At 46.1% G+C, this 23,085-nt stretch carries 23 protein-coding genes and 1 tRNA gene; 6 read left to right on the plus strand and 18 right to left on the minus strand.

All coding sequences use genetic code 11. The annotated features are described in order from the left end of the window. Positions 1-413: 413 nt before the first annotated feature. Together ychF and pth are read right to left on the minus strand one after the other, a co-directional pair. A complete protein-coding gene (gene ychF / locus NQX30_06365) occupies positions 414-1,505 on the minus strand; it encodes a redox-regulated ATPase YchF (protein MDM5147990.1) in 1,092 nt (363 codons plus the stop codon). Further along, complete coding sequence (gene pth / locus NQX30_06370; GenBank protein ID MDM5147991.1) at positions 1,506-2,072, minus strand: aminoacyl-tRNA hydrolase; 567 nt, start codon at positions 2,070-2,072, stop codon at positions 1,506-1,508. 63 nt (positions 2,073-2,135) lie between these two features. Between pth and NQX30_06375 the strand changes: the two genes are divergently transcribed. The 3 genes from NQX30_06375 to NQX30_06385 all read left to right on the plus strand — a co-directional run bounded on the left by NQX30_06375 (position 2,136) and on the right by NQX30_06385 (position 4,058). Next, complete coding sequence (locus NQX30_06375) at positions 2,136-2,321, plus strand: hypothetical protein (protein ID MDM5147992.1); 186 nt, start codon at positions 2,136-2,138, stop codon at positions 2,319-2,321. Between the two features lie 63 nt (positions 2,322-2,384). Further along, a complete protein-coding gene (locus tag NQX30_06380; protein MDM5147993.1) occupies positions 2,385-3,311 on the plus strand; it encodes an aspartate carbamoyltransferase catalytic subunit in 927 nt (308 codons plus the stop codon). A gap of 3 nt (positions 3,312-3,314) precedes the next feature. Further along, complete coding sequence (locus NQX30_06385; GenBank protein ID MDM5147994.1) at positions 3,315-4,058, plus strand: amino acid ABC transporter ATP-binding protein; 744 nt, start codon at positions 3,315-3,317, stop codon at positions 4,056-4,058. An 83-nt stretch (positions 4,059-4,141) separates the two neighbouring features. Here NQX30_06385 and NQX30_06390 read toward each other — a convergent pair whose 3' ends face one another. The 8 genes from NQX30_06390 to NQX30_06425 form a co-directional block, all read right to left on the minus strand. After that, a complete protein-coding gene (locus tag NQX30_06390; protein ID MDM5147995.1) occupies positions 4,142-5,452 on the minus strand; it encodes a citrate synthase in 1,311 nt (436 codons plus the stop codon). After that, positions 5,449-5,721, minus strand: a complete 273-nt coding sequence (locus NQX30_06395; protein ID MDM5147996.1) for a succinate dehydrogenase assembly factor 2 — start codon at positions 5,719-5,721, stop codon at positions 5,449-5,451. The genes NQX30_06390 and NQX30_06395 overlap by 4 nt, the downstream gene beginning before the upstream one ends. Positions 5,722-5,723: 2 nt before the next feature. Further along, positions 5,724-6,422: a succinate dehydrogenase iron-sulfur subunit gene (locus NQX30_06400; protein MDM5147997.1), complete on the minus strand. Its 699-nt coding sequence runs from the start codon at positions 6,420-6,422 to the stop codon at positions 5,724-5,726. A gap of 64 nt (positions 6,423-6,486) precedes the next feature. After that, a complete protein-coding gene (gene sdhA / locus NQX30_06405; protein MDM5147998.1) occupies positions 6,487-8,241 on the minus strand; it encodes a succinate dehydrogenase flavoprotein subunit in 1,755 nt (584 codons plus the stop codon). Between the two features lie 11 nt (positions 8,242-8,252). Continuing rightward, the gene (sdhD, locus tag NQX30_06410) at positions 8,253-8,594 is read right to left on the minus strand and encodes a succinate dehydrogenase, hydrophobic membrane anchor protein (GenBank protein MDM5147999.1); all 342 of its coding nucleotides are present in this window, start codon (positions 8,592-8,594) and stop codon (positions 8,253-8,255) included. Then, complete coding sequence (gene sdhC, locus NQX30_06415; GenBank protein ID MDM5148000.1) at positions 8,588-8,959, minus strand: succinate dehydrogenase, cytochrome b556 subunit; 372 nt, start codon at positions 8,957-8,959, stop codon at positions 8,588-8,590. The genes sdhD and sdhC overlap by 7 nt, the downstream gene beginning before the upstream one ends. Positions 8,960-8,962: 3 nt before the next feature. Further along, on the minus strand, positions 8,963-10,225 hold the full coding sequence (locus NQX30_06420) for a malate dehydrogenase (protein ID MDM5148001.1): 1,263 nt from the start codon (positions 10,223-10,225) through the stop codon (positions 8,963-8,965). Beyond that, on the minus strand, positions 10,222-11,208 hold the full coding sequence (locus NQX30_06425) for a malate dehydrogenase (GenBank protein MDM5148002.1): 987 nt from the start codon (positions 11,206-11,208) through the stop codon (positions 10,222-10,224). Before NQX30_06425 ends, NQX30_06420 begins: the two co-directional genes overlap by 4 nt. 177 nt (positions 11,209-11,385) lie before the next feature. Here NQX30_06425 and NQX30_06430 point away from each other — a divergent pair, with 177 nt between their 5' ends. After that, positions 11,386-11,961: a gamma-glutamylcyclotransferase gene (locus NQX30_06430; protein ID MDM5148003.1), complete on the plus strand. Its 576-nt coding sequence runs from the start codon at positions 11,386-11,388 to the stop codon at positions 11,959-11,961. Positions 11,962-12,006: 45 nt separating this feature from the next. On the opposite strand, the gene NQX30_06435 is transcribed toward NQX30_06430, so the two are convergent. After that, entirely contained in the window at positions 12,007-12,579 is a 573-nt protein-coding gene (locus NQX30_06435) for a carbon monoxide dehydrogenase subunit G (GenBank protein MDM5148004.1), read from the minus strand. Between the two features lie 385 nt (positions 12,580-12,964). Between NQX30_06435 and gltB the strand changes: the two genes are divergently transcribed. Next, positions 12,965-17,500: a glutamate synthase large subunit gene (gene gltB / locus NQX30_06440; GenBank protein MDM5148005.1), complete on the plus strand. Its 4,536-nt coding sequence runs from the start codon at positions 12,965-12,967 to the stop codon at positions 17,498-17,500. Between the two features lie 96 nt (positions 17,501-17,596). On the opposite strand, the gene NQX30_06445 is transcribed toward gltB, so the two are convergent. The 7 genes from NQX30_06445 to NQX30_06475 form a co-directional block, all read right to left on the minus strand. After that, positions 17,597-17,932: a 4a-hydroxytetrahydrobiopterin dehydratase gene (locus NQX30_06445; protein ID MDM5148006.1), complete on the minus strand. Its 336-nt coding sequence runs from the start codon at positions 17,930-17,932 to the stop codon at positions 17,597-17,599. Positions 17,933-17,974: 42 nt separating this feature from the next. Next, positions 17,975-18,415 (minus strand): RNA polymerase-binding protein DksA, encoded by a 441-nt coding sequence (gene dksA / locus NQX30_06450; protein MDM5148007.1) that lies wholly within the window; start codon positions 18,413-18,415, stop codon positions 17,975-17,977. Between the two features lie 25 nt (positions 18,416-18,440). Then, positions 18,441-19,064, minus strand: coding sequence for a 50S ribosomal protein L25/general stress protein Ctc (locus NQX30_06455; protein MDM5148008.1), 624 nt, complete (start codon positions 19,062-19,064; stop codon positions 18,441-18,443). A gap of 61 nt (positions 19,065-19,125) precedes the next feature. Beyond that, positions 19,126-20,061 carry a ribose-phosphate pyrophosphokinase gene (locus tag NQX30_06460; GenBank protein MDM5148009.1) on the minus strand — a complete coding sequence of 312 codons (936 nt, stop codon included), beginning with the start codon at positions 20,059-20,061 and terminating at the stop codon, positions 19,126-19,128. A gap of 55 nt (positions 20,062-20,116) precedes the next feature. Continuing rightward, positions 20,117-20,188: transfer RNA gene (locus NQX30_06465), tRNA-Gln, on the minus strand. Continuing rightward, positions 20,168-21,037 carry a 4-(cytidine 5'-diphospho)-2-C-methyl-D-erythritol kinase gene (gene ispE, locus NQX30_06470; protein MDM5148010.1) on the minus strand — a complete coding sequence of 290 codons (870 nt, stop codon included), beginning with the start codon at positions 21,035-21,037 and terminating at the stop codon, positions 20,168-20,170. The genes NQX30_06465 and ispE overlap by 21 nt, the downstream gene beginning before the upstream one ends. Next, on the minus strand, positions 21,019-21,576 hold the full coding sequence (locus NQX30_06475; GenBank protein MDM5148011.1) for an outer membrane lipoprotein LolB: 558 nt from the start codon (positions 21,574-21,576) through the stop codon (positions 21,019-21,021). Before NQX30_06475 ends, ispE begins: the two co-directional genes overlap by 19 nt. A 142-nt stretch (positions 21,577-21,718) precedes the next feature. Between NQX30_06475 and nuoF the strand changes: the two genes are divergently transcribed. After that, the gene (gene nuoF, locus NQX30_06480; protein MDM5148012.1) at positions 21,719-22,984 is read left to right on the plus strand and encodes an NADH-quinone oxidoreductase subunit NuoF; all 1,266 of its coding nucleotides are present in this window, start codon (positions 21,719-21,721) and stop codon (positions 22,982-22,984) included. Positions 22,985-23,085 lie beyond the last annotated feature (101 nt).

Below are 23,085 nucleotides of genomic sequence, written 5' to 3' on the forward strand. Positions count from 1 at the left end.
GACCATTTTGACGCGTGGTAATCCGACTTTCACAGTAACCCACTAACGATGATAGCAGAAGTGCAAAGTGTATTGAAAATAATTCCAAAAATAAATTCAAGGCAGCTAGTAAAAAATTGATTAAAATATTTACCTCAAATTTTAATTAAGTCGTCAATTGCCAAAATTCTTAGCGAACCCGCCGCCAATGATTTGAAAGCTGCTTTTGACAAACCCAATAATATTAAAAATTTCCTCGTTATATAAAAAGTTTGTTTTTTCACCATAACGACAGTGCAAAGTAATTGCAAGACATGTAAGTCATTGTTGCTGGGATTTAATATTCATTATTTAAAAGCGCTAAAATCCTTGCCATCCCTAAGTATCCGCATCAATCCCGACTCTCGTTAATTTTGACGGTTAACAGCTACGCACTAAACGTTAAATCGAAAATTCATAACGTCACCGTCTTGCACAACGTACTCTTTCCCTTCTAATCGCATTTTTCCTGCTGCACGAGCACCGACTTCACCATTCAAATTCACAAAATCCTCCCAACCGCAAACTTCAGCGCGAATAAAACCACGCATAAAATCGGTGTGAATAACACCGGCTGCTTCCGGTGCTGTCATGCCACGGCGAATCGTCCACGCTCGTGCCTCCTTAACGCCAGCAGTAAAATAAGTTGCCAACCCTAGCATATCAAATGCCGTCTGTGCCAGACGCGCCAATGCCGTTTTTTGCAAACCATAATCTTGCAGCAGTTCAGTTTTTTCATCTTCAGACAAACCGGCAGTATCGGCTTCCAACTGTGCGCAAATGGGTATCACCGACGCGCCTTCAGCTTGCGCCAGTTCTTCAACTGCTTGCAAACGTGGATTATTTTCAAAACCATCTTCATTGACATTTGCCACATAAATAATCGGCTTGGCAGTAAGTAAAAATAACGATTGTGCCAGCAAAGCTTCCGTTTCATTCAATGTTAAAGTCCGCGCCATGCTACCACTATCTAAATGTTTAACAAATCTATCACACAGGACACTCATGGCGGCGGCGTCTTTGTCACCAAGGCGAGCGTTTTTAACGGCTTTTTGGCGGATTTTTTCAACCGTGTCCAAATCTGCCAGCGCCAGTTCGGTATTAATCGCAGAAATATCGTCGGTCGGTTTCACATCACCGGATACATGTGTAATATCATCCGATTCAAAACAGCGCACTACATGAGCAATGCCATCAGCTTCTCGAATATGAGCAAGAAAACGATTACCTAAACCGGCATTTTGAGCAGCTCCTTCTACCAGCCCCGCAATGTCAACAAATTCCACCACAGCAGGAATAGTTTTTTGTGCTTTTGCCGTTACCGCCAACTGCTGCAACCGCTCATCGGCAAGCTCAGCAATACCGACATTAGGTTCAATAGTGCAAAACGGATAATTCGCCGCCGCCGCTTCGCCAGCAGTGAGTGCATTAAATAATGTGGATTTTCCTACATTAGGCAAGCCGACAATACCGCATTTAAGTCCCATTTATTTCTCCTGAGTGTGTAGCCATAACATGGCGTTTTCATAATCTCCCACCGCTATCGAGGGCCATATCGATAAAACACGGTCAATAGCGGCATCAACAGCTTCCCGCTCTACTGCTGGGGGGCAGCGCAATACATAATCTGCCAGTGTGTCACCCACAGGTGGAGCGCCGACACCTAATCGAAGCCGCCAATAATCACGGCTGTCCAGTGCCTTACTAATATCGGCTAGTCCATTGTGGCCAGCGTGTCCTCCACCGAATTTTAACCGCGCTGTACCAGCTGGCAGTGCCACTTCATCGTGAACGACAAGTATTGCTGCCGGTGGGATTTTAAAATAATTTGCAACTGCTGCAGTAGCGCAACCGCTGTGATTCATAAATGTCGCAGGACGCAGCAAGCGACAACCAGCGGTAACAGCAAGGTCGCCGTGCAGGGAACTTTTGACGCTAAATGGGGCTCCATCCGCTAGCATATGCATAAACCAAAAACCAGCATTGTGGCGGGTAGCGGCATATTGTGCGCCGGGATTGCCCAAGCCGACAACAAGAGCGGGAGAGAAATGCATGACTGGAACGAATTATACGGTGGCGACGCGTGGTACAATTCATTTTAATAGGAGTTCCAATTTATGGCAGGCAAAACCCACCCTTACCTTGAAGCCGCAAAAATTAGCGCCTTCGTTTTTTTCACCTCGGTACTAATTATCTTTTTTTTAGCACTCTATGTGGGCGAAACAATTTATGAAAACACGTCCATTACCTCAGAACGAGTGGAAAAAAATATGACACCACCCGGCAAACTTTATTCACGCTAAACGCGTCATTACGTTGCTGGCAACGCACCATCATCACATGCGGCACTTCCCTTTCGCCGACCTATGCAGTTAACCTCCGACGGGCGATTGCGCCACTTAATTACCTTAGATGGGCTATCCAAAAGCTTACTGTGTGATATTTTTTCTGATGCCGATATTTGGGCGCGCGGTAATAGTAGCCGCCCACTAGCCGAAAAATTATTTATCAATATCTTTTTTGAAACTAGCACTCGCACTCGCACAGCTTTTGAGGCAGCGGCAAAACAATTGGGCGCCGATGTGGTGAATCTTAATCAGGCAACAATGGCGGGAGATATTAAACAAGAATCGCTAGAAGATACCGTACGCACCGTCGCCGCCATGGGAGCAGTGGGCATTGCTCTACGTCATCCGGATGCCGGTGCGCCACAGGCAGCCGTGGCAGCAGCCGCACCCGGCATTGCCGTTATTAACGGCGGTAACAATTGCGAATCACATCCCACTCAAGGTCTAACCGATGCGTACACAATACGCGAGCGGGTGGGCGATGATTTTTCTGGCTTGTCGGTGGCCATTGTTGGTGATGTGTTGCACTCGCGGGTAGCGCGTTCCAATCTACACATGTTGCGCATTATGGGAGCAACAGATATTCGTTTAGTCGGTCCTCCAGAACTGTGTCCGCAAATCTTGCAAAACGATTTAGGGGCGTCTGTCTTTTCCGATTTAGAAGAAGCAATAAACAGTGTGGATATAGTCATCTTATTGCGGGTACAGCGCGAGCGATTGCGAGCAATGCCACAAGAGTCAGATTATTTTAGAAATTATGGATTGACCGCAGCGCGCTTAGCGATGCTTAAAAAAGATGTGATGATATTGCACCCTGGACCGATTAATCGCGGCGTAGAAATTTCCGACTCAGTAGCAGACGGCCCACAATCCATGATTTTGCGACAAGTAACCAACGGCATGGCTATTCGCAAGGCGGTCCTGTCACGCCTCTGCTCCACCTAAGCCATGACAGCCGCAGTTGATATTTGCGGGCTGGTTAAGCGTTTTGGCGACACCCTTGTACTAAATGGTGTAGATTTTCAAGCCAACGAAGGAGAAGTAGTAAGCTTACTAGGCTCATCTGGATCCGGCAAAAGCACCCTTTTACGCTGCATTAATTTATTAGAAACACCGGATGCGGGTACTCTACAAGTATGCGGCGAAAACATTATTCCCGCAACTGCAACCTCTGAACAATTACGGCGGCTACGCACACAAGTGCCAATGGTATTTCAACATTTTAATTTGTGGTCGCACATGACGGCACTTGCCAACGTGGCAGAAGCACCTCAACAAATGCTGGGAATGACGAAACGGCAAGCGCGGGAATTAGCGCTGGCGATGCTGGACAAAGTTGGACTGGCCGCACGCGCTGATTATTTCCCTACCCATCTATCAGGCGGACAACAGCAACGAGTAGGTATTGCCCGGGCGCTGGCAATGTCTCCACGGATAATTTTGTTTGACGAACCAACATCGGCACTGGACCCAGAGCTTATTGGCGAAGTGCTTACTGTCATGCGTAAGCTAGCCGAAGAGCAAGTGACAATGATTGTAGTTACGCACGAAATTAATTTTGCCCGTGAATTATCCAATCGAGTGGTATTTTTAGACAAAGGTGTGGTATGCGCAGAAGGCACCCCAGAAATTTTAGTAACGCCTGATAATCCGCGATTGCAGCTATTTTTATCGCACGGACGACAATACTAAATATCTAAAACATCCGTCATTTTTGTAGTCCAATAAAAGCTATTTTTAACTAACTTGGTAACCATTAGTTAAGAGGGACGCTTCTATTTCAAATCACGCTTTTTGCTTCCTAAATACAATTGTCGTGGGCGTCCAATACGAAATTCTGGATCCGTGTGCTGCTCGTTCCAGTGCGATACCCAGCCGATGGTACGCGCAATGGCAAAAATAGCAGTGAACATTGTCGTGGGAATGTTTAACGCTCGCAACACAATCCCGGAATAAAAATCTACATTAGGATATAACTTACGCTCTACAAAATATTCATCTTCTAAGGCAATTTTTTCCAACTCCAAAGCAATCCGAAATAATTCATCATCTTCCAATTTCAAATGTTCCAACACTTGATGGCAGGTATTGCGCATAACGTGAGCACGTGGATCAAAGTTTTTATATACGCGGTGGCCAAAACCCATCAGCCGCCGCCCCGATTTACCTGATTTAATTTCTTCAATAAACGCAGTGATATTATCAGGAGAACCAATTTCATTAAGCATTTTGAGCACTGCCTCATTAGCGCCACCGTGTGCCGGTCCCCACAATGACGCAATACCTGCCGACACGCAGGCGAAAGGATTAGCATTAGTAGAACCGGACAATCGCACCGTGGAAGTAGAAGCATTTTGCTCATGGTCAGCGTGCAAAATAAAAATGCGATTGAGTGCTTTGACTAATATCGGATCAGGACGGTAAGGCTCGCACGGCGTGGCAAACATCATATAAAGAAAATTTTCTGCAAAGCCGTAGCTGTTCTGCGGATACATAAACGGATGGCCAATGCTATATTTGTAGGACATAGCGGCAATAGTTGGCATTTTTGCCACCAGTAAGGCAGCTGACTTCTGGCGGCTGCGAGAACTTTTAACATTTGTCCATTCATGATTAAAAGCAGCTAAAGCTCCCACTACCGCAATCATTACCGCCATAGGATGTGCAGCCGAGTCAAACCCTTTCATAAAATCGGCCATTCGTTGCGTAACCATTGTATGGCGCGTTATTTCAGCGCGATAGGTCTGAAATTCCGCTTCCGTAGGCATTTCACCGTTATAAAGCAGATAGCAAGTTTGCAAAAATGTGGTTTTTTCAGCAAGTTGTTCAATAGGATAGCCACGATACAATAATTCTCCCTTGTTGCCATCAATATAAGTGACAGCGGAAGAGCAACTAGCAGTGGCGACAAAACCGGGATCATAGGTGAACAAATCCGCTTTTTTTAATGGCGAAATATCAATCACATCAGGCCCGAGACTCCCTGAATACATGGGAAATTGTATCGTCTCACCATTAGGAAGCGTGAGTGTAGCGAATTTGTCAGAAGTACGATTGTCGTACAATTTTTTGAGGGAGGCAATCATGCGGGTTCTCCTTTTTGATGATACGTGTTTTTTAACTGTTGAATGATAGTATCTTTTTCGGTTATTGCCACATTATCAATAGTATTTTGATTAATATTAGTGTGCAATAAATGCCATAACCTATCGTCTTCCAACGCTAGTAACTGAGAAAAAGCAAGCAATTCAGAATCGGATAATTCATCAGCTCGCTGCTGCCAAAAATTATTTAATAATAGTTCTAATTCTAACAGCCCACGACGCAATTGCCATTGCAGACGTTTTTTTGACACATTCAAACCGCACGCCTCACCATAATATCTTTGATTTTTCCGATGGCACGGGTTGGATTAAGTCCTTTAGGGCATACGTCTACACAGTTCATAATTGAGTGACAGCGAAACAAGCGATATGGATCCTCTAAATTATCCAGCCGCTCGTTAGTCGCTGTGTCGCGGCTGTCCGCAATAAAGCGATACGCCTGCAATAATCCTGCTGGGCCAACGAATTTGTCTGGATTCCACCAAAATGACGGACACGAAGTAGAGCAACACGCACACAAAATACACTCATATAAGCCATCTAATTCGGCACGTTCTGCTGGCGATTGTAAAATTTCTTTTTCCGGCTCCGGCTCGTCATTAATCAACCACGGCTTGATAGAGCGATATTGTTTGTAAAATTGACTCATGTCTACAATGAGATCGCGAATAATTGGCAACCCAGGTAAAGGTCGTACTTCTATCGGTTCTTTGAGGTCAGCCAACTGCGTGACACAAGCTAGTCCATTTTTACCGTTAATATTCATGCCGTCTGAACCGCACACACCCTCGCGGCAAGAACGCCGTAACGTAAGCGAATCGTCTATGTGCGACTTAATGTGCACCAACGCATCTAAAAGCATTTTGGCATTTTCTGGCAGTTGCACGTCAAAATCCTGCATATACGGCTTAGCGTCTTTTTCGGGGTTGTAGCGATAGATAGAAAATTTCATAAAATCCCCTTTTCCTCATCGTTTATTCGTTGTTGAATATTGCTCATACCTATTTTATTGTCGCTCAATACGTCCGCTTTTTGGGTGGAAAGCTCTCCACCGTGAGTGGCTGCATTTGTACTGGACGGTAATCTAGCCGGTCGTCATCAGCAAAATAGAGTGTGTGCTTTATCCATTCGGCATCATTGCGATCAGGATAATCATCACGAGCGTGCGCGCCCCGACTTTCTTTGCGTGCCGCCGCCGAATGCACCGTCGCCGCCGCTACCAGTAGCAAATTTTCTAATTCCAACGCTTCTATGCGTGCCGTATTATAAATTTTGCTGTGGTCGCTAATTGCCGTCGTTGCCATTTGTGGCAACAGCTTGGCAAATTTTTTCAATCCCGCCTGCATATTGTCTTCGGTACGAAACACACCAAAATAATTTTGTACTACATCCAACATTCCTTCACGTATGGTATCGGGACTTTCTCCGCCTGCACTATCCCAGCGGGCAATACGAGATAGCGCCATGTCTGTCGCATTATCAGCCAAATCGTCCACCCGAAAATCGCCATGATGTTCAATAATATGCTTGCCTGCAGCACGTCCAAAGATAACCAAATCCAACAGCGAATTACTACCCAAACGGTTAGAACCGTGTACCGACACGCTAGCACATTCACCTACCGCATACAAACCAGCGATAATTTCATCCGTGCCATTTTTGTGAGTAATAACCTGCGCAAAACGATTAGTGGGAATACCGCCCATCATGTAATGTACAGTTGGTACTACCGGTATTGGTGTTTCAACCGGATCTACGTTGGCAAATTTAATCGCGATTTCGCGAATAGAAGGCAGTCGCTCTTCAATAATCTCCTCGCCCAAGTGATCTAACTTTAATTCAACATAATCTTTTTTGGGACCGCAGCCGCGCCCTTCCAAAATCTCCAACGCCATAGCACGTGCCACCACATCACGCCCCGCCAAATCTTTGGCGTTAGGGGCATAACGCTCCATAAAGCGCTCACCACTACCGTTTAACAAATAACCACCTTCCCCTCTTGAACCTTCGGTAATCAATACGCCAGCGTTGGCCACACCGGTAGGATGAAATTGCCAAAATTCCATGTCTTGCAGAGGTAAGCCCGCACGCAATATCATACCCAGTCCGTCGCCAGTATTGGAAAAAGCGTTGGTGGTATGGCGATAAATGCGCCCTCCACCGCCGGTTGCAAGTACCACCGCACCCGCTTGAATAAGTAGTGGCTCACCACTTTCTATTTCAATAACGACACAACCAGCGGCAGTACCGTCTTTGTTAAAAACTAAATCAACGGCAAAATACTCATCAAAAAAATGCACCCCTGCTTTGAGACTTTGTTGATAAAGCGTGTGCAACATCGCGTGTCCGGTGCGGTCAGCAGCAGCACAAGTACGAGAAGCTTGCGGTCCGCCGTAATTTTGTGACATACCACCAAAGGGGCGCTGATAGATGCGTCCATCATCCAAACGAGAAAATGGCAAGCCCATGTGTTCTAGTTCAAAAATTGCTTCCGGTGCCTGCCGGCACATGTATTCAATGCTATCTTGGTCACCTAGGTAATCCGATCCTTTAACTGTGTCATACATGTGCCAATGCCAGTTGTCGGGAGTAACGTTACCTAATGCAGCGCTAATGCCTCCCTGTGCCGCCACAGTGTGTGAACGAGTAGGAAATAGTTTAGACACCACCGCCGCTCGTAAGCCGCCACGCGCTAACTCCACAACCGCTCGTAAGCCGGCGCCGCCACCACCGATAACAATAGCGTCAAATTGTCGTTTGGCTAAATCCATTTGTACTTTTTCTACAGTAAAATAACCGCAGCCCACACTACGCAAACGACAAGATAAACAATAGTAGTGATAACTTTGAGCAGGCGAAACCAATCAATCTTAATGTAATCCATGAGAATATCGCGAGCACCAATAAAAGCATGCCATGCCAGGGACAGTACCGTAAGAAACAGTAAAATTCTTACCCAGCCAGTAAAAACAAATTCACGCCACGATTCAAAATCTGCGGGGCGGCAGACAATCAATGCCAATCCCAAAATCACAATCGCAATCGTCATCACCACAGCAGTAACGCGTTGCGCAAGCCAGTCGCGCAAGCCGTAACGTGCCCCCACTGGTATGCGCTTTACCATAGCCAAAACCCAAAAACAGTGGTGAGAAAAAGACTCACAACAAACGCCACCGCCGCCGAACGACGTGCTACCTCTAATGTTGTCCCGATATGGCAGTCTAAAAGCAAAAAGCGAATGCCTGCACACAAATGATGAAAAAGTGCCCACGCCGCTCCCCATATCGCCAATTTAGCGACCGGATGAGAAGCAACAGAAATAACTTGTGCGTACCCAGTTTTATCTGCAGTGCTAAATTGCAATGCTGCCAACGCAAAAGGCAGTACATAAATCAGAATTACCCCACTAATACGATGAAAAATAGAAAGAACCCCAGGCAACGGTAGATGAATTTTTAATAAATTCAAATGCTTGGGACGCTTATCCATGAATCAAATACTCACTTCAAACGAAAGTAGCGGCTCTGAGGGCGGATTGCGTACCACTTCAGAAATTGCTGGAACCACAGTATCAAGCAGGCGTGGATCAAACTGCATCGGCAAAATATAATCGGGACCAAATTCCAGCCGCTTTCGTCCAGATGCCGCCAACACCTCTTTCGGCACTGGTTCGCGCGCCAACTTAGCTATCGCATGGGCAGCCGTAGAAAACATGGCGGTAGTGAAGCGCGAGGTGCGAGTATCCAGTGCGGCACGAAATAAATAAGGAAAGCAAATGGAATTATTGACTTGATTGGGAAAATCGGAACGTCCAGTTGCAATAATAATGTCATCTCGCACTTCTTTGGCGGCTGCTGGCATAATTTCTGGTACTGGATTAGCCATGGCAAAAATGATTGGATTTTGACGCATGTTTTTGAGCATGTGTGGCTTAATCATACTGCCGCGTGAAACGCCAATAATCACATCCGCCACTTTAATTGCTGTCTCCAAAGTACGAATCCGTGTGTCGCGAGCGAGACTCATTTTGTACGATTCCAGTGTGCTAGCACGATGAGTCCCTATTACACCTTTGGAATCAAAAACCATAATCTGGCGTTTTTTAAGTCCAAACATGCTCATCATTAATCGCACAATAGCAATGGCCGCCGATCCTGCTCCTAATACCAACACACGAATATTTTCCGCTTTTTTATTTTTCAATTCCAGCGCATTTTCTAAAGCCGCACACGTAACTACCGCAGTGCCGTGCTGGTCATCATGCATGACTGGAATATCCAATCGTCGCCGCAAACGGTGCTCTATAAAAAAACATTCTGGTGCACGAATGTCTTCCAAATTAATAGCGCCAAACGTCGGTGATATGCTTGCTACGGTTTCAATAAATATTTCCGGTGTTGGACAATCCACTTCAATGTCATAGGCGTCAATACCAGCAAATTTTTTGAATAGCATCGCCTTGCCTTCCATAACCGGCTTGCTGGCGCGAGCTCCAATGTTACCTAAGCCGAGCACGGCAGAACCATTACTGATAACGCCTACCAGATTGCCTTTGTTGGTGTAGTCATAAATAGCAGCGGGGGATTTTTCAATTTGTAAGCACGGAGATGCCACTCCCGGAGAATATGCCAAAGCCAAATCATCGGCAGTTGACGCCGGCTTGGTCAACATCATTGCCACCTTTCCCGGCGGCTGTGCGGCGTGATATTCCAGTGCCCGTTGCGACAATGATTTCTGATTGCCGTCGGCGCTCATGGCAACAAATTTCTTATTGCGTCACGTTCTTCCTGTAACTCTTTTTCTGTAGTTTGCATTTTTTCCGCACTAAAATCATTGTGCTCCAAACCTTCAACCACTGTTGCTTTGCCGCCAGCACACTGTACTGGATAGGAATACACTAAACCGTTTTGTACACCGTACTCGCCATTGCTAACGAGTCCCATACTCAAATAATCTTCCGCCACTTTTTGTCCCAGCGCCCAATCGCGCATATGGTCAATCGCTGCTGACGCTGCTGACGCCGCACTGGACGCTCCACGCGCTTTGATAATTGCTGCACCGCGCTGCTGCACTGCAGCGAGCATTTGATTACGATACCAATCTTCGTCTACTACATCCAATGCCGCTTGTCCGTCAATAGTAGCGTGGTGAATGTCAGGATATTGTGTAGCAGAATGATTACCCCAAATAATAGCACGGCGAATATCGGCAACAGCTTGTCCGGATTGTTGTGCTAATTGTGCCAACAACCGGTTGTGGTCTAACCGCGTCATGGCACTAAACGCTTCTGGCGGCATATCAGGTGCATTTTGCTGAGCAATCAAACAGTTGGTATTAGCTGGATTGCCGACCACTAAAATCCGCGCTGTTCGTTTGGCAACGGCATTGATAGCTTTTCCTTGTGCTGAAAAAATGGCGGCATTCGCCTGTAACAAATCTTTACGCTCCATACCCGGTCCACGCGGCCGAGCTCCTACTAGAAAAATAAAATCAGCATCACCAAAAGCAGTCTCGGCATCTGCTGTTTTTTTCACATCAGCTAAGGTGTCAAATGCACAGTCTTGCAATTCCATTTGCACACCGTCCAAAGTTCCCACCGCTTGTGGTATTTCCAGTAAACTGAGGCTAACTTTGCAAGCATCGCCGAGTAACTGACCGCTGGCCAAGCGAAACAATAGCGCATATCCAATTTGTCCGGCACTGCCACTGACAGCAACTTTTGGGTATGTAGAAAGCATTCAAATGCATTCTACAAGAATATGTAAAATTTCCCATGCCGCAATTATTTTTTCTCCGCAAAATAAAAACTGTGTTGTTTTTACCCATTTTCACATACTGCTACCGCCACAACTCGGTTATTTCCCACAATAATTACCGTAAATTCATGTTGTGCGAAAATAACCAAACTTACTGTCATGTTACACACTGTTATAGATGAAAAATTAATGCAAAACGTTCTACGCTTGGCTGGACGGGGAGATTTAAATGTTTTTGCTTATGGTTCTCTTATGTGGAATCCTGGATTTCCTCACAAATCACTACACACCGCCCGCGTGTACGGCTACTCACGCCGCTTGTCGGTATTTTCCACCCATTATCGCGGCACCGAAAAAGTACCAGGCTTAGTTTTCGGGCTGGATATTGGCGGTTCCTGTTGCGGTGTGTTACTGCGGACGGCAAAAGCTAATAAGGAAGACGTGATGCGTTATCTATTCCGCCGTGAAATGTTTGCCAATGTGTACGAGCCCCGTTACGTACATGCTCGCTTGCTAAAAAATAATGCTCCTGTACGAGCACTCACTTTTGTTGTGCGACGCGATAGGCCGAGTTTTGCACCACCTATGGATACGGCAGCGGCGATAGCAATTATCCAACGCGCTCACGGCGTTGGCGGCGCCAACAAAGACTACATTATTAGCACCTATCATGAACTAGTACAACGTGGTGTGCACTGTCCTCAATTAGGCAATCTTCTTAATAAATTAAAATAAAAATACTTGTTTTTACAGTAACTTGATAATTAAAACTAATAAATTTTAATTAGATAAATAACCGAGCAATACAACTACACCAACAACAGCAATAGCGATAATTAATGTATTATTTGAACGAGGTTTTGAAGATTCTTCCGCTTTGTTTTCGCTGACCGATGCAACTTGTTTTACGCCATCGTCACCGAGCAATTCGCCAAATTTATTGAAAAATTGATTAGCCAAACGCTTGGCTGTACTATCAATCAACCGCGAGCCCAATTGAGCAATTTTTCCGCCAACTTGTGCAGAAACATCGTATCGCAACATGGTGCCTCCTTCGTGCGGAGTCAAGTCAACTTTGGCCCCGCCTTTGGCAAATCCTGCTACGCCACCATTGCCTTCACCAGAAATAGCATAACCATGTGGCGAATTGATATCACTAAGCGTTACAGCACCTTTAAAAGTCGCTTCTACTGGACCAATTTTTAGCACAACAGTAGCTTCCATTTCAGTATCTGACTTTTTGTTCAATGTTTTACAACCCGGAATACACAGTTGCAAAACCTGCACATCATTCAATGCGGCGAATACCGCCTCCGGAGGCTTCGCGATCATTTGTTCGCCAGAAAGTTTCATTTTCACTCCTTATTTTATTGCGACTATTTTGCTTATTAATTTCCAATAATATTACTGAAAGATAAAAACATTCCACTTATTTGCATTGAAATACGCACAATCAACACAAAACGACATCCACGATAGGGAAAGTTAACACAATTGCCCATCCATAGATACCTCCCCACCTCTACCACAACGCTACACCATCTTTATGAGCGCTTTCAGGCGTTTATTCTTATCTTATTTACTTATGATAAATCATAGTGTAATTTGTTTATTGGCTATTTTTCACGATTAAAATATAATACCATTAGCCCTTGATGATACGGGTGCGGGTCTCAATATACTACTAGTTAGCTAGTTAGGCTCATGTACAGTTATTTTTTCAATTAATTTTTAGCTTATGACTCAACACTGGCCTCAACCGCACGGTCTCTATACCCCCGCCAATGAGCACGACGCTTGTGGTGTCGGATTTATTGCTCACATCAAAAATAAGGCATCGCACCAAATAGTTCAAATGGGGGTGCAGTTACTAGTAAATATGACACATCGCGGTGGGGTCGGTGCCAATCCTACCACTGGCGACGGCGCCGGACTCATGACACAATTGCCAGATGCCTTATTTCGCGCAGATATGGCGGCACAGGGAGTTAATTTACCTTCAACGTATGGTTGCGGGATGCTTTTTTTGCCGCAAAATAACGAGCAGCAACAGGCAATACGCGAACAGATAGAAACCCTGCTGGCAGATGAAAACCTCCCTATTATTGGCTGGCGACGAGTTCCAACAAACCGCAGTGCCATCAACGATGAAGTAGCTGCCAGTGAACCAGCGGTATGGCAGGTTTTTGTTGGCGGTGCAGAAACGTCAACCTGTAACGATTATGAACGCCGCCTTTATGTGGCGCGCAAGCGACTGGAAAAAGATACAGATACTATTGATAACGCAGGTTTTTATTGTTGTTCATTTTCCTCCAGTACAGTGGTGTACAAGGGCATGTTTTTAGCTAATCAACTGTCGCGCTATTATGCCGACTTAACTGACTCGCATTTTGTCTCGGCATTGGCTTTTGTCCATCAACGTTTTTCTACTAACACTTTTCCGGCGTGGAATCTAGCGCACCCTTATCGCTGTATAGCTCATAACGGAGAAATCAATACGTTAAGAGGCAATGTTAACAATATGATAGCGCGAGCTCAATCATTGCAGACAACGTTATTTAAAAAAGAATTGTCAAATTTGATGCCATTTATTACCCCAGATCAGTCGGACACCGCATCACTGGATAATGCTGTGGAATTACTGTGTATGGCCGGTTATTCGCCGGCACACGCATTGTCAATACTAATTCCCGAAGCCTGGCAAGGAAACGCTGATATGGAAGCAATGCGACGTGACTTTTATCGTTACCACGCACCTCTGATGGAACCATGGGACGGCCCTGCTCAAGTTATCTATTCCAATGGCCGGCAAATTGCCGCTGTGCTTGATCGTAATGGTTTACGCCCTGGGCGCTACTGGCTGACCGATGATGACTTAATCGTCATGGCGTCAGAAGCAGGTGTGCTGAATATCCAAGATGCACGCATTAGCCAAAAATGTTCTGTTGAACCAGGAAAAATGTTGCTGGTGGATTTGGAAAAAGGTCGCATAATTAATGATGCTGAAATAAAACACGACCTTTCTTCAGCACACCCTTATGAAGAATGGCGACAACAATCACAAATACCGCTGGAAACGCTACCCAAAGGAAATGGGGACGATTTAACAACGTTCAGTGGTGAAACATTGCTACGATCTCAACAAAATTATGCGTACACCGAAGAGGACTTAAAATTTATTCTCTTGCCGATGACACAAGATGCCGCTGAGCCATTGGGTGCCATGGGTGATGATTCTCCTACTGCTGTTTTGTCAACACGCATGAAACCCTTATCGACATATTTCCGCCAAGAATTTGCCCAAGTCACCAACCCCCCCATTGATCCTATCCGTGAAGAAGTAGTGATGTCACTGGCAAGTTATTTGGGGCCACGCCCAAATTTACTGGAACCATTTGTAGCCCCTCAAACTACTTGCATAACGTTATCTCGTCCGATACTAACTCCGGATGAATTTTGTCGCCTGCGCGACATGCAAGACAAACAATTTAAGGTTTGTACACTAGATACCATATGGGCCGCCGACGACGGTGAAAGCGGCATGGAAAAAGCATTGCAAGCCTTACAGGCAGAAGCATTGCGTGCAGTATACGAAGATGGTGCGGCAATTTTAATTTTGTCCGATCGCAACTCCGGTCCCAAACGCCCTGCTATTCCCATGCTGTTGGTCGCCGCTGCCGTACATCATCATCTAGTGCGCGAAGGACAACGCACCCGTGTGGGCTTGGTAACAGAAACCGGTAGCGCACGAGAAGTACACGACTTTGCAACACTTATCGGTTATGGCGTAGAAGCCATTTATCCTTACTTAGCCTATGCATCACTAGCCGAATTGCCGTTAAATATCCCCAATGACTCAGTAAAGGAACGCCAAATTCGTTATCGTCACGCCGTCTGCAAAGGGTTACTTAAAACCATGTCTAAGATGGGTGTTTCCACTATTCAGTCTTATTGCGGCGCACAAGTTTTTGAAATTGTCGGTCTGGACTCTGATTTTGTCAACGCCTATTTTTGTGGCACGGTATCACAAATTGGTGGCATTGGCGCGATAGAAATAGCACGGGAAACTCTTTTTTGGCATTCTGTCGCCTATGACAAAAAACCGCCAATGCTGTACGAAAATGCTTTGGACGCTGGTGGCGATTATGCCTACCGGCTACGCGGTGAGGAACATTTGTGGACACCAACTTCCATTGCGACCCTACAACATGCTGTTCGCACCGGAAAATACGATAAGTATGAAGAGTACTCACGCCTTATCAACGACCAATCCAAAAGCTTGATGACCTTACGTGGCATGCTTGAAATTAAGAAAGCGGAAACACCCGTACCGCTGGAAGAAGTTGAATCAGTAGCGGATATTATGCGACGTTTTTCTACTGGTGCCATGTCGTTGGGCTCTATCTCACGCGAAGCGCACACAACGATGGCAATCGCAATGAACCGTATTGGTGGCAAGTCCAATACCGGCGAAGGAGGTGAGGAAGCTGATCGCTATAAACCACTTGCCAACGGAGATTCCATGCGCTCCGCCATTAAACAAGTAGCCTCTGGACGATTTGGCGTGACCGCTGAATATCTTGCCAATTCCGATATGATGCAGATAAAAATTGCCCAAGGCGCTAAACCCGGCGAAGGTGGTCAATTACCGGGACACAAAGTCAATGACATGATTGCTAAGGTTCGCCATTCAGTTCCTGGCGTGGGATTGATTTCGCCACCACCGCATCACGACATTTATTCCATTGAAGATATTGCACAATTAATTTATGACTTAAAATGCGCCAATCCACGCGGCCAAGTCAGCGTCAAACTGGTATCGCGCTACGGCGTAGGCACGGTGGCGGCAGGGGTGGCCAAAGCCAAATCTGACCACATTACTATTGCCGGGCACGACGGAGGAACTGGCGCAAGCCCCCTATCTTCCATCAAACACGCAGGCACTCCTTGGGAATTAGGACTGTCAGAGACACATCAAACACTGGTACTCAATGACTTGCGCGGACGCATAGCATTGCAGGTGGACGGGCAAATCAAAACGGGGCGAGACGTTGTCATCGGTGCGTTGCTAGGCGCGGACGAATTTGGCTTCGCCACTGCGCCGTTAGTGGCTGAAGGTTGTATCATGATGCGAAAATGCCATTTAAACACCTGCCCTGTCGGTATTGCCACACAAGACGAACGATTGAGGAAAAAATTTGAAGGCAAACCCGAGCACGTAGTCAATTATTTCTTTTTCGTTGCCGAAGAAGTGCGACGTCTGCTTGCTTCCATGGGCATGCGCTCACTGGATGAAATTATCGGGCGGCGCGAATTATTGCACCAACAACCAAGTAAACACTGGAAGGCTAGCGGCATTGATCTGTCCGCCATGTTAGCACTACCACAGGCTCCGGCACATTTTTCCCGCCGGCATTGCAAACAACAGCAGCACGATATAGAACAAACCATAGATTATCGCTGGTTGAAAATGTGTGAACCCGCTCTGGAACACGACAAACAAGTCAAAATTGAAGATACTATCAGCAACGTTCACCGCACGGCAGGAGCAATTATTTCCAATGCCATTGCCCGCCGCCACGGCCATGCCGGATTATCACCAGACTCTATCCAAATTTATTTGCGCGGCGTTGCCGGTCAAAGCTTTGGCGCGTTCACTAGCAAAGGGATGACTATGCGCTTAGAAGGAGAAGGTAATGATTACTTTGGCAAAGGGTTATCAGGCGGAGTACTCGCAGTATATCCCCCGCCCTCACCGCGTAAAGATGCCGATAATACCATTGTTGGCAATACGGCACTGTACGGCGCGATTTGCGGAGAATGTTATTGTCGCGGCACTGCGGGTGCTAGGTTCGCAGTGCGCAATTCAGGCGCTCAAGCAGTGGTTGAAGGTACTGGTGATCACTGCTGTGAATATATGACTGGTGGTACCGTCGTAGTGTTAGGCAAAGTTGGGCGCAATTTTGCTGCCGGCATGAGCGGTGGTATTGCCTATGTATTAGACGAAGATGGCAAATTCGCACAATATTGCAATACGAGCATGGTATCGTTAGGTCCGATTAGCAAAACTGTAAAGCCGGGACAACACATGGGCACTGCAGACACTGACATTTTGCACGGAATGTTAACTCGCCACGTGGAATTAACAGAAAGCCCTAAAGCACAGACGATACTAAAAGATTGGGATAATTTCTACTCAAAATTTGTTAAGGTTACTCCTAGCGATTATTATCGTGCCTTGTTGGAAATCGAAAATACTGCAAAAGTAGCATAAGAATTCGCTAAAACCAGTAAGCTCTATTACGACTTCATGCCAATAATCAACTAGATTATAAGCTGATTAAATTTTGTTGCTCATCCAGTATTGACGTCATTTCACTGCCTTAATAATAGCCGTTGATAAATCGGTGGCAGCGGAAAAATCCAGCATTGTCAAGCCACCGGCAGAATGCGTCGTATAGCACACATGGCACTGACGATAACCAAAAATCACCTGCGGATGATGATTTTGTTTTTTAGCCAAGCATATTACTATATTTACAAAATCAGCAGTGTGCTCAAAAGAAGGAAATTCAAATTCCGCACACAATTGTTCATTTTTAATATTCCACAAAGATGATAATTTTTGCAATTTTTGTAAATTGGAAACTACCTCAGTAGTAGATAACTGAGCTGGGCGCATTACCGAAGTGGTCTCATTGCTCATATCCTTATGACTATGTAGTAAAAATAACGCGAGACATCCCGCTCAACTATGCGTTTTTTCTTGATATTCCTGTAAATTTTTACACTCAAAACATAACGTAGCCACCGGCCGCGCTAATAAGCGATCAATACCTATCGATTCGCCACATTCTTCGCAATAACCATATTCATGATTATCCAAGCGCCGCAGCGCGTGCCTGATTTTTTGAACCAAAAAGCTTTCTCGCTCACGCTCACGCAATTCCAAAGCAAAATCAGCTTCCTTGCTAGCACGATCGTTTTCATCTGGCGTGTGCTCATCTGATACACGCAACGCATCAATCGTTTTATCTGCAGTGACACCAATTTGATTAAGTGTTTGCCGCAACAAATCGGTGAAATATTTAATTTGCTTCACCGACATGTACTTCTCTGTCGCAGTTGGTCTATAAGCGCCAACCGCCTTGCCTTTTTTTACAGGTAAAGCATTTTTTTGATTGGGCATGCGTATTTCCTAATAAAAGCGCAGGTTAACTACCGGCGCTGTCTTCACTTTCGGTAACCGTATCGGCAACCAAAACTTCCTCTTCACTGGCACCAGTAATTGTCGCTAATGCTGGATTGTTACCACGAACTATTTCGTCAAAACGTACTCCATCAGGTGGCACAATATCACTCAAGTGTACGCTTTTAGAAATTTCTAGCGCAATCACGTCCACTTCAATATATTCCGGCAACTTTGCTGGCAAACAATGCACAGATACTTGATTTTCAATGGCCGTAAAAATCCCTTGCTGAAGCTTTACACCCGGTGCGTTTTCTGCATTAATAAAATGCAACGGCACATTGGCAGCAATCTCGCGATCTTGGCGCACAGCTTGAAAATCCACATGCAAAATATCTCGGCGTACTGGATGACGCTGAACTTCGCGTAACAGAGCCGGATATCCCTTACCGTCCACTTTAACCGACAGCACAGAAAAATGAAAAGATTCTTCTTGTAAACAAACGACTAAATCACGTTCGGCACAAGAAAAAGGTACGGGCTGATCGCCTCCGTACAATATACCTGGCACTCGACCATTGCGCCGCAAAGCGCGAGAAACACCACGCCCACTTTCTTTGCGATGCGTTGCTTCCACAATATGTTCCATGAATTTTAAGCTCCTGATATAACTGACAGCATTGCTTCCTTTTCCCCTTTTTTAAAATTCTTTAGGAAAACAAGCTACTAAGTGATATTTTTCTATGCATCCTAGCGACAGCTTCAGCAAGAAGGTGCGCGACGGAAAGATAGCGTATTTTATCACAAGAGGAGGCCGTCGGCGACAAAGTAATGGTATCGGTAACCACCAATTCATCAAGCGCAGATTCGGCAATCCGCGCTGGCGCACCGCCCGACAACACTGGATGAGTGCAATAAGCACAAACGCGCCGAGCACCTGCATCTTTAAGCGCCGCGGCAGCTTGGCACAAGGTGTTGGCCGTGTCTACAATATCATCCACAATAAAACAGTTTTTGCCGCCAACATCACCGATAATATTCATCACCTTGGCAATATTGGCACGTGGACGACGTTTATCAATAATCGCCAAATCTATTCCCAAATTATTAGCAAACGCACGCGCACGCACTACTCCACCAATATCCGGTGCGACTACCATTGCGGGACCTTCGCCCAACTCACGCGACATGTCACCCATCAACACTGGCATACCATAAATATTATCTACCGGCACCTGATAAAAACCTTGTATTTGTTCGGCATGCAAATCAATAGTAAGCAAGCAATTTACCCCCACACCGGTGAGCATATCAGCTACCACGCGAGCACTAATGGGAGTGCGAATGGAACGCGGGCGACGATCTTGGCGCGCATAACCTAGATAAGGGGTGACAGCAACAACTTCCGCCGCTGATGAACGGCGCACGGCATCCGCCATCAACATAAGTTCCATCAAGTGGTCATTAGTTGGCGTGCTCAGAGATTGCACGATGAACACGCTCTTCCCTCGAACATTTTCTTCTAACTCAACATAATTTTCGCCGTCGGAAAAATGCTGTAAATTGACTCGTCCCGGCTCAATTTTGAGAATGCCCGTCATTTGCTCAACCAACTGGGGGCAAGAGCGTCCACCCAGTAGCAACATATTTTCAAAATCAATTTCAGTTAGACGCATAAGAGTTAATTTAGACAAACTGAGGCTGGGGAGGTAGGGTTCGAACCTACGCATGACGGGATCAAAACCCGCTGCCTTACCACTTGGCTACTCCCCAGTGGAGATGCGATTCTAACAGCGGATGGCGAATAATTCCAGCACTCACTACTGACGGCAGTTGTGAAGGTAATTTTTGTTGAGCTGCTTTCGCCGCTGCCACAGTATCAAACGCCGCAAATACGCAAGCGCCGCTGCCAGACAACCGTGCCTCACCCGCCGCCGCCTGCAATTGTTGTGCCGCTGCAATGATAGGCGGACACACACGCACCGCTGCGACGGCAAGATGATTGCAGTCATGTTGCAACGCTTCCGAAATATTAGACAGATGCTGTTTATCAGTAATCTGTTGGTATTCCTCAAATACCGCTGCAGTTGCCGCCTTCCCCGGAAATGCCAACAAATAATAATGTAGCGGCGCTTCAATGGCAGTCAGGCATTCGCCAATACCTTGCGCTCTAGCCGTTTCTCCAAATAAAAAAAATGGAATATCAGCACCTAATTGCGCAGCCAATGCCGCTAATTGCTGGCGGGTAAACCCTGCCTGCCATAGGGCATTAAGTGCCAGCAACGTTGTCGCTGCATCCGAACTTGCCCCGCCCAGACCGGCACCAATAGGAATACGTTTTTCCACTGCAATATCCGCACCCAAACTAACATTTGCAAGTTTTTGCAAGGCAGTAGCAGCACGCAGGCATAAATCATCGCTAACATCAAGATGATTCCAAGTGCGGCAAAGCTTACCGTCCTGTCGCAAAGTAACGTAAATAGTATCAGCTAAATCAATTAATACCATAACGCTGTCTATCAGATGCATACCGTCTTCACGGCGACCAACAATGTGTAGGTGGAGATTGAGCTTAGCCGGTGCCGGTAGCCCACGGTCAACCATTATTGCAGTGCCAGCCATTTGTTAATTTTGAGTGTTACAGCAATACCGTTAGTGCGAGCACGCAACGATACTAGACGCCCTTGTGAATCCCGCACATCATAAAACACTTCCCAATCATGCTGGACGATGCTTTGCATGCGCCCGTCATCACCGTAATCAATATGCGCCGGCGCATCGGGCGCGGCATCACCGACAAGCCAATACCCAAAAGCTCGCACCGGCAGTTCCACCTTTAAAAAACGTTGCGCTAGAGCCTCACCATTGATGGCCTCATATACTTTGCCGTCAGCACGAAGGGTAGCACCACCATCATCTTGTTCAATACGCGCCCGAGTACCACCCAAAGGTCCTTTTATTTCCACAACATCATGAGCACCCTCCTGCCGCTGCCACACCAACCGCAATCGCTGTGTTGGCTTGCCAGCAGACACTACCGTCAGCATGCCGACGATCTTAAATTGAACCGTCGGCACTGTTAACTTTGGTGGCTGCGGCGCACAACCCGCAATCCCCATAAGCAATAAGATAACAAAAAATAACCTGCCCGTGTTTTGCATAATGATTGTATTAATATTGTATTAGATAAGCAATTTGGAGCGCGATAACAGTCCTGCTCCTAACTTTTTATGTTAGCACGGGCGACGACACAATCGCAGTGCCAGTGGTCCTAAACATAGTACAATTAAAGAAAAATCAACAATGACGAACAACGTAATATTTCCTACCGAAGGTACTTTGGCAAGCATTGACGCCTATCGAAAAATCGGCGGCTACCAAATATTGGAGCAAGTCCTTACTGACAAAACGCCTCCTGAAAAATTGCTCGAGGAAATCAAAAATTCTGGGTTACGTGGGCGCGGCGGCGCAGGGTTTCCCACTGGACTCAAGTGGTCTTTCATCCCACGTGGTTTACCAACCGATGTTTATTTGGTTTGTAACAGTGATGAAGGTGAACCAGGAACTTTTAAAGATCGCGATATCATGAGCAAAAACCCGCATCAGCTCATTGAAGGCATGATTTTAGCTGCCTACATCATGGGCGCGACTCGCGGCTACAATTACATTCATGGCGAAATTTGGGAAGTTTACGAACTAATGGAAAAAATGGTGGAGGAAGCCCACCAAGCCGGCTATTTGGGAGAAAATATTTTAAATTCCGGGTTCAGTTTTAAATTACACAACCACCACGGTTATGGTGCCTACATTTGCGGCGAAGAATCTGCCCTACTCGAATCGCTAGAAGGCAAAAAAGGCCAGCCTCGCTATAAGCCACCTTTTCCGGCAAGCATTGGTCTGTATGGCAAGCCCACTACTATTAACAATACTGAAACTTTTACCTGCATCCCTTACATTTTGCGACACGGCGGCAAAAAATTCGCTGATTTGGGCATCCCCAATAACGGCGGCACCAAAGTGTTTTCAGTTTCCGGTCATGTAGAACGTCCAGGCAATTATGAAGTGCCGCTTGGCACACCTTTTACCGACTTGCTAAAAATGGCCGGTGGTGTGCGCGGCGGTAACAAACTCAAAGCAGTAATTCCCGGCGGCTCTTCGGTGCCAGTGGTGCCGGGAGACACTATGCTCACGCTTACGATGGATTATGATTGTCTTGGCAAAGCTGGCACCATGCTTGGAGCAGGTTCGGTAATTGTCATGGACGAAACAGTGTGCATGGTGCAGGCACTCGTGCGGTTGTCCTATTTTTATTATGAAGAGTCTTGCGGTCAGTGCACGCCCTGCCGCGAGGGCACGGGCTGGTTGTACCGGGTACTAAAACGAATAGCAAACGGCACGGGTCGCGATGGCGACCTTGAACTACTAATAAGCATCAGCAACAAAATTGATGGCCGCACTATCTGCGGGCTGGGTGCGGCAGCAGCAACGCCAGTGCGAAGTTTTCTTAAGCATTTTCGTAGCGAGTTTGAGGCGCATGTAAATAATGGCAAATGCGATGTGGCAGCATAAAATTACTGGTGTAGCAATGCGTTTTACTTCCATCACTTGTTGTTCATCAACAACTGCAAAAAACAGAAATTAAAATCAATGAATATTAATTATTTCCTTTC

The sequence above is a fragment of the Candidatus Persebacteraceae bacterium Df01 genome, assembly GCA_030386295.1.
Lineage (GTDB): Bacteria > Pseudomonadota > Gammaproteobacteria > Tethybacterales > Persebacteraceae > Doriopsillibacter > Doriopsillibacter californiensis.

What these genes read in the sequence shown, in the direction of transcription:
- NQX30_06375 (MDM5147992.1), top strand. Translation starts at nt 2,136, where the DNA reads ATGGCAGGCAAAACCCACCCTTACCTTGAAGCCGCAAAAATTAGCGCC.
- NQX30_06430 (MDM5148003.1), top strand. Translation starts at nt 11,386, where the DNA reads ATGTTACACACTGTTATAGATGAAAAATTAATGCAAAACGTTCTACGC.
- nuoF (MDM5148012.1), top strand. Translation starts at nt 21,719, where the DNA reads ATGACGAACAACGTAATATTTCCTACCGAAGGTACTTTGGCAAGCATT.
- ychF (MDM5147990.1), bottom strand. Translation starts at nt 1,505, where the DNA reads ATGGGACTTAAATGCGGTATTGTCGGCTTGCCTAATGTAGGAAAATCC.
- pth (MDM5147991.1), bottom strand. Translation starts at nt 2,072, where the DNA reads ATGCATTTCTCTCCCGCTCTTGTTGTCGGCTTGGGCAATCCCGGCGCA.
- sdhD (MDM5147999.1), bottom strand. Translation starts at nt 8,594, where the DNA reads ATGGTAAAGCGCATACCAGTGGGGGCACGTTACGGCTTGCGCGACTGG.
- ispE (MDM5148010.1), bottom strand. Translation starts at nt 21,037, where the DNA reads ATGGCTGGCACTGCAATAATGGTTGACCGTGGGCTACCGGCACCGGCT.
- NQX30_06385 (MDM5147994.1), top strand. Translation starts at nt 3,315, where the DNA reads ATGACAGCCGCAGTTGATATTTGCGGGCTGGTTAAGCGTTTTGGCGAC.
- NQX30_06445 (MDM5148006.1), bottom strand. Translation starts at nt 17,932, where the DNA reads ATGAGCAATGAGACCACTTCGGTAATGCGCCCAGCTCAGTTATCTACT.
- NQX30_06475 (MDM5148011.1), bottom strand. Translation starts at nt 21,576, where the DNA reads ATGCAAAACACGGGCAGGTTATTTTTTGTTATCTTATTGCTTATGGGG.
- dksA (MDM5148007.1), bottom strand. Translation starts at nt 18,415, where the DNA reads ATGCCCAATCAAAAAAATGCTTTACCTGTAAAAAAAGGCAAGGCGGTT.
- NQX30_06420 (MDM5148001.1), bottom strand. Translation starts at nt 10,225, where the DNA reads ATGAGCGCCGACGGCAATCAGAAATCATTGTCGCAACGGGCACTGGAA.
- sdhA (MDM5147998.1), bottom strand. Translation starts at nt 8,241, where the DNA reads ATGGATTTAGCCAAACGACAATTTGACGCTATTGTTATCGGTGGTGGC.
- NQX30_06390 (MDM5147995.1), bottom strand. Translation starts at nt 5,452, where the DNA reads ATGATTGCCTCCCTCAAAAAATTGTACGACAATCGTACTTCTGACAAA.
- gltB (MDM5148005.1), top strand. Translation starts at nt 12,965, where the DNA reads ATGACTCAACACTGGCCTCAACCGCACGGTCTCTATACCCCCGCCAAT.
- NQX30_06455 (MDM5148008.1), bottom strand. Translation starts at nt 19,064, where the DNA reads ATGGAACATATTGTGGAAGCAACGCATCGCAAAGAAAGTGGGCGTGGT.
- sdhC (MDM5148000.1), bottom strand. Translation starts at nt 8,959, where the DNA reads ATGGATAAGCGTCCCAAGCATTTGAATTTATTAAAAATTCATCTACCG.
- NQX30_06400 (MDM5147997.1), bottom strand. Translation starts at nt 6,422, where the DNA reads ATGAAATTTTCTATCTATCGCTACAACCCCGAAAAAGACGCTAAGCCG.
- NQX30_06380 (MDM5147993.1), top strand. Translation starts at nt 2,385, where the DNA reads ATGCAGTTAACCTCCGACGGGCGATTGCGCCACTTAATTACCTTAGAT.
- NQX30_06425 (MDM5148002.1), bottom strand. Translation starts at nt 11,208, where the DNA reads ATGCTTTCTACATACCCAAAAGTTGCTGTCAGTGGCAGTGCCGGACAA.
- NQX30_06435 (MDM5148004.1), bottom strand. Translation starts at nt 12,579, where the DNA reads ATGAAACTTTCTGGCGAACAAATGATCGCGAAGCCTCCGGAGGCGGTA.
- NQX30_06460 (MDM5148009.1), bottom strand. Translation starts at nt 20,061, where the DNA reads ATGTTGCTACTGGGTGGACGCTCTTGCCCCCAGTTGGTTGAGCAAATG.